Raw genomic sequence first — 10,044 nt, 5'->3', positions numbered from 1 at the left:
TTTTGTTGCCCATGAATTTGGCTTTTATCCTGGACATGGTGGTATTGCATCTTATCTCTATAATATTTGCAAATATATTCTGTTGAACCACACAGGAGTTGAACTATATGTATTAGTTAATTGTTTTGATAAAAAATGTGATTTATTAGCTTTTAAAAACTTAACAGTTATAAGTATAACTAATTCTAAAGATGTCTATGAGCATCTTATTTCTATCCAACCTGATTTTGTTGAAGTCTCTGATTATTGTGCGTTGGCATTGGATTGCCTAATAGCAAAAAATCTTAAAAAACAATTTTCGGAAACTGTTTTCGCTGTTCACCATCATACAGCTTCTCGGGAGTGTTATGAATGGAATACTTCGTTACCTGTTAAGTACGCAAACCATTTCATTAAAGACTGTTATATGAGAGAAAAACTACAAATTATGTTGGCTGATGCTCAAATTTCGCCTTCTAGTTTTATGAGTGCATATGTCAAAAAAAATTACCTTATTTATGACGAAGTGAGAGCATTTAATCATCTTAATGTGGAGCTAGTTGATAACCCCAAAAGTATTAAAGAAGAATTATCTGAATTATATGATTTAGGACAATTCAGCGATACTTTTAATATTCTTATAATATCAAGAATAGAAGGTCGTAAGAATCAACGTTTTCTAGTTGAACAATTCATTAAATTAAAAAAGAAAGTTTATAATTGTAAACTTTTTATTGTCGGAAACACAAATTATGATGAAATTACTAATGAGGAGTCGAGATATCAAATTTATAAAGATATACCTTTAGAGTTTAGAAATGATATCTTGTTTTTTGATTTTGCTGATACTAAACAAAAAGAAAAATTTATTGCCATAGGTGATCTTTGTGTCTTATCTTCTACATTCGAAAGTTTTTCAATAGCCTTAGGGGAAACAATTGTGAAAGGAATTCCGGGAATGGCTTCTAAATATACAGGATGTTGTGACTATTTAGGCGCAACTAAAGAAGTTGCTACTTTTGATCCTTTTGATGATACTGATTTAGCGGAAAAGATAGAAAATTTTTATAATATGTCTAAAGAAGAAAGAATGAATATTTTATCAATTCAACAGGAAACTTTTTCTAAAGTAACATCGCCTTTAATTACTGTTGATTCACGTCTAAATTGGATAAATGAGAAGTTAAAATCTCGAAGAAAAAATGGGGGGAGGAATATTGACTCATGGCAATTTATTAATAACCAAGAAGTTGTCAAATTTATGGGTAAACATGTGATATTAACTCCCAATAATAAAAAAAATAAAATAATTGATAATTTCTTACAATATTTTAAGTTCAATCAAAATTTTACTGATAAAATCATAATGTTTAATGAAAATTATGCCTATATTAATGAAGTTATTGATGCTGTTGATTATGGTTGCCCTATTTTGATTCTGAATGCTCGAAATTTATTTTCTGAGGGGAGCTTGTTATCTTATAAAGACGTTCTAACAGCAATTAATTCAAAAAAAGAGGACGTTATTGAAATAGCTATAAATGGATTTGGTAATTTAGAACCTAATAGGACTCATCTAAAGTTTATGCTTTCCCTTAATGAAAAACTCAATTTTAAAGGTAATATAAATGCATAACATCTCCTTATTAATTCATGGTCCCTACAATGATAATATCCTAAATAAAATTTCATATTCTATGAAAAAAAGCCGTTGTGATATAAATGAAATAATATTTGTTATATATGAAAATGATAAGGAACTATATGAAAAGGAAATAACAAATTTATTTAGTTCATTTAATGTTAAAAAAGTTTTTGTTAAAGATTTGATAAATCCTGGATTTGCCAATATAAATAGGCAATTATTGTCTGTTCAAGCAGGGCTTAACGTTATTGATAATGATCGTTTCGTGATAAAGTTAAGAAATGATCAGTATATTGATTTCAATAAGTTTTTTAGAAAAATAAAAAAATATAATTGGGTTTTGGATAATAATAAAATAATTACGACATGTTGTTATACTCGAAAAGATAGATTGTATCATCCCTCGGATATGTTTTTGGCAGGAATGACTGAAATATTGAAAGAATATTATGCATTACCGTTATATGACAAAACTGAGTTGAATGTTATCATGGAGGTTAGGGAGCTTGTAGAAAATAATGATTATCAACTAAAGTATAATCCTTTTTCGCCTGAAAGCGAGCTATTCAGAAATTTTTTAATTAAGCGAAATTGGGATATTAAAGAAACTAAAGAAGATAGTTATAATGCTTTTTGTAAATATATCTATCTTTTAAACTCTTGGGATATTTCTTTAAGATGGAAGAAAAAAAGAAACTATCCTTTTAAAAAGAAAAATCAAATAGTTTTACCTCATTTTTTTAAATTAGCTCCTTTTGTCGGCGGTCCAGTTGAAAACGCCTCTTGTATATTAAGGCATGAGATACATGGAAGAAAAAATATTATAGACTGCTATTATATTGTAAAGTCAAAAGTGATATGGAAGTTTTGGCCTTATAATCAAGATAATATAAATTATATTCCTAAAAAATTTATTTTAAAAATAAGGTATAAATCTCTTAAACTATTATGCATTGTAATCAGTATTCTTCCATATTTTGTTGTTAGCAAAATTGAAAAAGAATTAAGAGAAAAAATAAGGTCAATAAAACACAAGATAACTTTATTAAGAAGGATAAAATAAGCCTAAATAATATGGTTTTTTTAATTAACATAATTTTTATATGACATAACATACTAAGTTTATTGAAATCTAAATTTAAAATAGGCTAACAGTGCACAATAAAATTAATTAAGCTAGTCTGGAATTGATTAATGATAAACACTAAACATATTGCCATTCAATTTTTTGGGCATTTAAGGACGTTTGAATTTACATTTAATTCGTTTAAAAGAAATTTGTTAGATGAAAACGTGTTGGATGGATATAAAATAGATATTTTTATTCATACTTGGGATGAATTAGATCATTCAACAATTAATTATCGAAACCTAAATGGTAATGCTTTGACAGATAAACTATTAACTAATGAATATATTTCATTAGTTAATAAGTTCTATCAACCTAGGAAACTAGTTATTGAGTCACAATTAGACTGCCAAAACGAGGTTTTGATTGAGAAAATAGGTCGGTTTCCTCGAGCTAAAAAAGGATGTTTAAACAACTCTTACTCAATTTATATGGTTAACAGGTTGAGAAAGGAATATCAATTAGAAAAAGATATTAATTATGATTGGATTATAGTTACTCGGCCTGATATTTTTTTCAAATCTCCTTTTCGAATTGATAGTATTCTTAGCTGCTATTTAAAATTTGGATTGGCAATACCTGAAAATGTTATTTTTCATGGGTTTAATCCTTTTGGGCGAGGGAATATGGTTGAAGATCCCAATTTCTTGGCTGGATCTGATCTTATTTTTTTTGGAAGACCTGAAGTTATTGATAAATCATCGTCTTTATATAGTGAATTCAATGAAAATATTTTTCCTGATGATTTTTATTGTATGGAAGTTTGGTGGGCAAATTTTTGGATGAAGAAGAAGATAAGCCACTATCCAATTAACTATAAACATGGTCCTGATTTTGATGTGATAAAAACCGAAATACTAAGAAGTAAGGCGTTATATAAACACTCCAAAAGTAAATATTATAAAAGGATAGCTTTTTTCTTTATTTTGGGCTTATTTCCTTATTGCCTTGTAAAGAACAAAATCAATAAATTAGAAAAGAAGGTTATAAGCATGAGAATGTTCCATAAAGTCTAATTTGTTGATTTTAAATTAAAAATTTATTGTTTATGTTATTAAAAAATATTTAGTTAGTTGTTTTTTGTTTGAGATAGGTTTATAGTCGATGTCCCCCATTTTATCTGTTGTAATTCCAGTATATAACACTGGAAAATATTTGAATAAGTGTTTAGATAGTGTTATCAATCAGTCTTTTAAAAATATTGAAATAATTTGTGTAAATGATGGCTCGATAGATAATTCGCTTGATATTTTAAGAAAGTATTCCGAAGAAGATAAACGGATTAAAATTATTAGTAAAAAAAATGGAGGATTGTCTTCAGCAAGAAATGTTGGTATTGAAAATGCACAAGGCAAGTATATTACTTTTGTCGATTCAGATGATTTTATTGAATTAAATACCTATGAAAGTTCATTATGGTATTTTAGCTTAGATAAAGTAGATCTTGTTTATTTCTCTACACGACTTGTTTTTGAGGATAATATTGCTCGAATTCAGGACGAACGATATTTTGAACATAAATATACAGGTTTAGTTAATTTATCTAATGATGTTGTAGCAAATATGGATGTCTGCGCATGGAATAAAATTTACAAACTTTCAATACTAAAAAAGTATGATATTAAATTTCCTGAGGGGCTTTGGTACGAGGATGGACCATTTTTTTTGTCTTATGCACTGGTGAGTAATTCCGCATTTTTTATAAACGACAAATTTTACAATTATCTGATAAGAGCCGGATCTATCATGAGCCAATGTAATAAAAAAGGTAAAACTTATCATAAAACCTTTCACGAATTAGATCCATTATTGTGCTTTGAGTTTTTACTTCGTTTTGTATTTAAATGGAAGTTGCACGAAAAATTTAAGCCAGTATTAGTCGATCTATTTCAGCAAAAAATTTATGAAGCTTTACGATGTCTTCCTCAAAAAGAGCGCATATTAGCTTTAAATAAATCAACAGAGATTGTTAATTTATTTAACCTTACATGCTATTTTCCTAATGATTATTATTTAATTTCATTATCCAAGAAACACTATCACAAAATTGGGGAAGTTAATCGATTTTTTTTAACAAGGAAACAGCGGTTATTGGGCATTTGGGATGCAAATAGACATTATATTATTTGTTTTTTAGGCATTAAAATAAAAATAAAAAAAAATTAATGAAAAACTGTCATTAATTTTTCTTTGATTTTAATATTTGTCTTATTAAATTTACAATAAAATTAACGGGTAAACTTCTATTTGTAGTATAATCCCTTATAACTTTACTGTTTAAGTATTTTATTATGTCTCAAAAATTAAATTCAATTACGACATTAAAGAAGCTTTGGCCATTCATTAACCCATTTAAAAAAGCATTAATTATTGCAGTAATAGGGCTTTTACTCAATGCGGTTGTAGATGCAACTTTAATTTCGCTAACTAAACCGTTGCTTGATCACGGATTAATGGACAGGGATTATCCACTTTTAGTTGCAATTGCAATTGCAATTGTTGGCTTAATTTTATTAAGAGGCTTATCTAATTACGCTTCAACTTATTGTCTTGCTTGGTTATCAGGAAAGGTAGTGACTAAATTTAGGCAAATGATCTTTAACCATTTACTCAAAAGTCCTATAAGTTTTCATGATAAGCAATCTGTTGGTGATCTTGTTTCTGTTGTTACTTTTAATACTCAGATGCTATCAAAAGCTTCATCTGACGCATTAATTATACTCATTCGTGAGATAGCGTATGCGATAGGATTATGTATAGTTATGTTATATGGAAGTTGGAAATTAGCCTCAGTTCTTATTATTTTGGTTCCAATGATCATTTTTATTGCACAATTTATTGCAAAAAAGTTCAGGGAAACAATTGCATCAATGCAACAAGGGATGGGACAAATTACCACCGCCAGTGATGAAATGTTAAAGGGGCACAAAGAAGTATTGATTTTTAATGCTAGAGAATATGAAAAAGGTAATTTTAACTATATTACAGATTGTGTTAGGCGCGGTATGTTAAAAATAGAAGTTGTTTCCAGATTATCTACACCAATTATACAGCTAGTTGCCACCTTAGGATTAGGATTCATACTTTATTTAGTTGCTAGCCAGAATTTAGATATTACGCCTGGATCTTTTACTGTAGTTTTTTCTGCAATGATTGCTGTTATGCGGCCGTTAAGAGAACTAACAAGTTTGCATGTAGAGCTTCAAAAAGGGTCAATTGCATGTGAATCATTATTCGATCTTTTGGACTCTCCACTAGAGAATGATCATGGTTCTATTGTTGTAGAAAGGGCTAAAGGAGATATAGAGTTTAAAAATGTGACTTATACTTACCCTACAAGGAATATACCTGCTTTAAACAATATTTCTTTGAAGATAAAAGCCGGTCAAACAATCGCATTAGTTGGTCGTTCTGGTGCAGGTAAATCTACAATTGCAAGCTTAATTCCTCGTTTTTATGATGTTTCGCAAGGTGAAATATTATTAGATTCCATAAATATTCAAGAATATACATTGAGATCATTGCGTAAACAAATTGGTTATGTTTCTCAAAATGTACATTTATTTAATGGAACAATTGCGGAAAATATTGCTTATGGTGAAAAAGAGCTTTATAGCAGAGATGATATAATAAAAGCTGCTAAGTTAGCTAATGCAATTGAATTTATTAATAGATTAGAGCAAGGTATTGATACTGAAGTCGGTGATAATGGCGTTTTATTATCAGGAGGTCAGCGACAACGCATTGCAATCGCTCGCGTTTTATTACGCGATAATCCAATATTGATTTTTGATGAAGCAACGTCAGCATTAGATAATGAATCGGAACGTCTTGTTCAAGATGCAATAGAGGTTCTACAAAAAAACCGAACATCAATTATAATTGCTCATCGTCTATCTACTATTGAAAAAGCAGATCGAATTTTAGTTATTGACGATGGAAAAGTTATTGAAGATGGAAACCATCAGTCATTAATCAATTTAAATGGAACTTATGCTCAAATGCATAAAATGCAATTTAATACTTAAAATTAATATATAATGAATAATATGACTAAACAAAGTAAGCTTGTACACATAAATGATATTGATAAGGATTCTTCAACATGGAAAACTTTCTTAAAATTATGGCCATTAATTGCAGAACATAAGTTTATTTTATTCTTGTCTGTTGTTTTATTAATTGCTAGTGCTTTTGCTGATACTTCATTAATTGGATTATTACGCCCATTACTTGATCGAGGTTTTTCTATGAATGATCAAGAATTTTTATTGATGGCACCATTTTACATTTTTGGGCTAGTCTTATTAAGGGGTGTGGCTAATTATGGCTATTCTATTTTTCTATCATTAATCTCTGGCAAAATAGTGATGAAAATTCGACAAAGGCTTTTTGGTCATTTTGTTGATGCTCCAGTTAGTTTTTATGATCAAAACTCGACAGGAAGGCTATTATCAAGGATTACCTATGATACAGATCAAGTTGCATCTTCTTCATCTGATGCTTTAATAACGATAGTGCGTGAATCAGCTTTCATTTGCGGGTTATTTTATACTATGTTTAGTAATAGCTGGCAGCTCTCTCTATCTTTGATTATTATTACACCAATTGTAATTGGTTTAATTACCTTGATTTCTGTTAAGTTTAGAAAACTAGCTAAAAATATGCAAAATTCAATGGGTGGCATTACTATGTCTGTTGAACAGATGTTAAAAGGACATAGAGAAATTATTATATTTGGTGCTCAAGAAGAAGAGTCAAAAAACTTTGATAAAGTGAGTAATAAATTTCGCCGTGATAGTATGCGATTGGTTTCTATTTCTGCGCTATCAACTCCTGTAGTTCAGGTTATTATTTCTTTTGCAATTGCATTTGTACTATTAACTGCAAGTAATCCTGATTTGAATATTACTCCTGGTGAATTTACAGTTGTTTTTTCTTCATTAGTCGCATTGATGCAACCGATAAAAAGCCTAACCAGTGTGAATGCTGGATTTCAAAGGGGTATGGCCGCTTGCCAAACACTATTTGCCTTATTAGAGCAGCCAATAGAAAATGATAAAGGCCATTTAAATATAGCAAAAGTTAAAGGTGATATTATTTTTGATAATGTATCATTTGGATATGAAACTAGAAGCGACCTTGCTTTGCAAAATATTAGCTTTTCTGTTTCTGCTGGTAAAACCATTGCTTTAGTGGGACAATCGGGTTCTGGAAAAACAACAATTGCTAGCCTATTAACTCGTTTTTATGATACTTCACACGGTGAAATTTTAATTGATGGTATTAATATACAAGATTTTACTTTATATTGCTTAAGAAACCAGATTGGATTAGTGTCTCAGCATGTTCATTTATTTAATGACACTATCGCCAATAATATCGCATATGGTAAAATTGGCGAATATTCTCAAGGTCAAATAGAAGAAGCAGCTAAAAAAGCTTATGCCTATGATTTTATAAAAGGATTAGAAAAGGGTTTTGATACTATAGTCGGAGAGAGTGGAGTATTATTATCTGGAGGTCAACGCCAACGTATTGCAATAGCAAGAGCTTTATTACGAGATACGCCAATTCTTATTTTAGATGAAGCTACATCAGCCCTAGATACGGAGTCAGAACGAGCAATACAAAAAGCCTTAGAAGAACTACAAAGAGGACGAACATCTATCGTTATTGCTCACCGGTTGTCAACTATTGAAAATGCAGATGAAATATTAGTTATGAATGAAGGAAAAATTATTGAAAAAGGCTCTCATTCAGATTTATTAAATAAAAATAGCATTTATGCTAAGTTGTATAAAAGTAATTTTAATGAGTGAAAATATTGCATATTTAAATGATTATATTACAGTTTAAAATTTATTTAATGAAGAATATTGTTTGAATTTACTTTTAATATTTAAACAAGGATGTTGTTTAGTTATTACGCATTTTAGCAATGCTTGTTTGGTTGACATTGGGCAAGGATAATTTTTTATAAATTTTAAAATATAAGGAATATTTCTAAAAATATTAGGTTTATTGTCGATGTAAATTCGTATTAGTAGCTTTAGCAGTCCCAGTTCTTGAATAAGATTTTCTTTTTCTTTTTTTGATTGTAATTTATTTGACTTTAATACTGATTCTAAATAGGTTGCATTCATTACTAAAATATAATTACGTTTAGCTATTTCTGATAAAGGTAATTCAATGATATTTGTAATACATTTATTTAAAACATTTTTTAATGTATTGGTATATAAATAGTCAATGTTTTGCATTGATAATGAGGAAGATCGAACACGGTGGAAATATGCATCTTTATTTTTTAAATAATATGTGGCTTTTGCTTTCGATATAATAGAGAGAGAAACAAGATGATCCTCATGATTTTTTCCAATGAATTTTTCATTAAATAATTTTTGATTAAATATATATCTCCATACGACACCAGAATAATTCTTTTTTTCTAATAAATAACTGAATAAATCTAACCCTGACTTAAAAAACTTTGGTTTGGTAGGCGAGAATTGACTTGATTTAAGATGTGCCTTACTGTCTTGAAAAGAGGTATAGTCAAAATAAAAAAAATCTAAATTTGGCTCTATATTTAATATTGTTGCAAACTCATCAAATAGATTTATGTTTATAATATCATCAGAATCAATAAAAAGAATATAATTGCCTGATGCTATCTCAATTCCTTTATTTCTAGCTACGCTTACACCAAGGTTAGATTGTTGAACAATCTTTATGTAGCTCAATTTTGATGCATATTGTTGAAGGATTAATAGCGTGTTATCGGTTGAACCATCATCAATACAAATAATCTCTTTCGGTAAACAACTTTGATTTATGAGAGAGTTCAAGCAATCAGCAATGTAGTCCTCTACATTATAACAAGGGATAATTATAGAAATATCAGTTATTTTATTTGTCATATAGTATTTTTCCATGGCTATTTTTTTAGAAATAACTTATATTTTAAATAGACGCCATAGTAATAAATAGATTTGCAATAAGATCTTTGCTTCATTAGATATTTAGCATAGTTTCTAATTGAAGAACTATTACCACTTAATGGTAACTCGTCGTCTTTCCATGGAGAGAGTTGAAAATAATATTCGAATATTTTAGAAAGGTATACTTTAAACCAAGGTTTATTTTGTGAAATATAATGTAAAATTACTGTATAAGGTTTAATATTTTTTTCCTGATGAGCGTCAGTAGAAATTTTTATTTTAGTATTAAATTTTATAGGTAACAAACGTGTTTTATTTTCAAGCAAAATGTTTAAAACATCTTGATC

At 28.9% G+C, this 10,044-nt stretch carries 8 protein-coding genes; 6 read left to right on the top strand and 2 right to left on the bottom strand.

Annotation, left to right across the window (positions count from 1 at the left end):
* The 6 genes from A9G42_RS09095 to msbA (A9G42_RS09070) form a co-directional block, all read left to right on the top strand.
* A partial coding sequence (locus A9G42_RS09095; RefSeq protein WP_143426137.1) for a glycosyltransferase family 4 protein occupies positions 1-1,615 on the top strand: 1,615 nt, incomplete at its 5' end.
* Positions 1,608-2,687 (top strand): WavE lipopolysaccharide synthesis family protein, encoded by a 1,080-nt coding sequence (locus tag A9G42_RS09090; RefSeq protein ID WP_065653250.1) that lies wholly within the window; start codon positions 1,608-1,610, stop codon positions 2,685-2,687. The genes A9G42_RS09095 and A9G42_RS09090, both read left to right, overlap by 8 nt.
* Positions 2,688-2,818: 131 nt before the next feature.
* Entirely contained in the window at positions 2,819-3,769 is a 951-nt protein-coding gene (locus A9G42_RS09085; protein WP_065583383.1) for a DUF7796 domain-containing protein, read from the top strand.
* 88 nt (positions 3,770-3,857) lie between these two features.
* Positions 3,858-4,919: a glycosyltransferase gene (locus tag A9G42_RS09080; protein ID WP_065653249.1), complete on the top strand. Its 1,062-nt coding sequence runs from the start codon at positions 3,858-3,860 to the stop codon at positions 4,917-4,919.
* A gap of 125 nt (positions 4,920-5,044) precedes the next feature.
* The gene (gene msbA / locus A9G42_RS09075; protein ID WP_065653248.1) at positions 5,045-6,781 is read left to right on the top strand and encodes a lipid A export permease/ATP-binding protein MsbA; all 1,737 of its coding nucleotides are present in this window, start codon (positions 5,045-5,047) and stop codon (positions 6,779-6,781) included.
* A 21-nt stretch (positions 6,782-6,802) separates the two neighbouring features.
* Positions 6,803-8,575 (top strand): lipid A ABC transporter ATP-binding protein/permease MsbA, encoded by a 1,773-nt coding sequence (msbA, locus tag A9G42_RS09070; RefSeq protein ID WP_065653247.1) that lies wholly within the window; start codon positions 6,803-6,805, stop codon positions 8,573-8,575.
* A gap of 33 nt (positions 8,576-8,608) precedes the next feature.
* Here the strand turns inward: msbA (A9G42_RS09070) and A9G42_RS09065 are convergent, their stop codons facing one another.
* Positions 8,609-9,676, bottom strand: a complete 1,068-nt coding sequence (locus A9G42_RS09065; RefSeq protein ID WP_065653246.1) for a glycosyltransferase family 2 protein — start codon at positions 9,674-9,676, stop codon at positions 8,609-8,611.
* 17 nt (positions 9,677-9,693) lie between these two features.
* On the bottom strand, positions 9,694-10,044 hold a 351-nt coding region (locus A9G42_RS09060; RefSeq protein WP_306453223.1), incomplete at its 5' end, for a glycosyltransferase.

The organism is Gilliamella sp. Nev6-6 (assembly GCF_001690605.1).
GTDB classification, from domain to species: domain Bacteria; phylum Pseudomonadota; class Gammaproteobacteria; order Enterobacterales; family Orbaceae; genus Gilliamella; species Gilliamella apicola_C.
This window is presented reverse-complemented; position numbering and strand designations above follow the sequence as displayed.

Bases quoted from the DNA above. Each gene is read 5' to 3' on its own strand.
- A9G42_RS09065 (WP_065653246.1), bottom strand. From the start codon at position 9,676: ATGACAAATAAAATAACTGATATTTCTATAATTATCCCTTGTTATAAT.
- A9G42_RS09080 (WP_065653249.1), top strand. From the start codon at position 3,858: ATGTCCCCCATTTTATCTGTTGTAATTCCAGTATATAACACTGGAAAA.
- msbA (WP_065653248.1), top strand. From the start codon at position 5,045: ATGTCTCAAAAATTAAATTCAATTACGACATTAAAGAAGCTTTGGCCA.
- msbA (WP_065653247.1), top strand. From the start codon at position 6,803: ATGACTAAACAAAGTAAGCTTGTACACATAAATGATATTGATAAGGAT.
- A9G42_RS09085 (WP_065583383.1), top strand. From the start codon at position 2,819: ATGATAAACACTAAACATATTGCCATTCAATTTTTTGGGCATTTAAGG.
- A9G42_RS09090 (WP_065653250.1), top strand. From the start codon at position 1,608: ATGCATAACATCTCCTTATTAATTCATGGTCCCTACAATGATAATATC.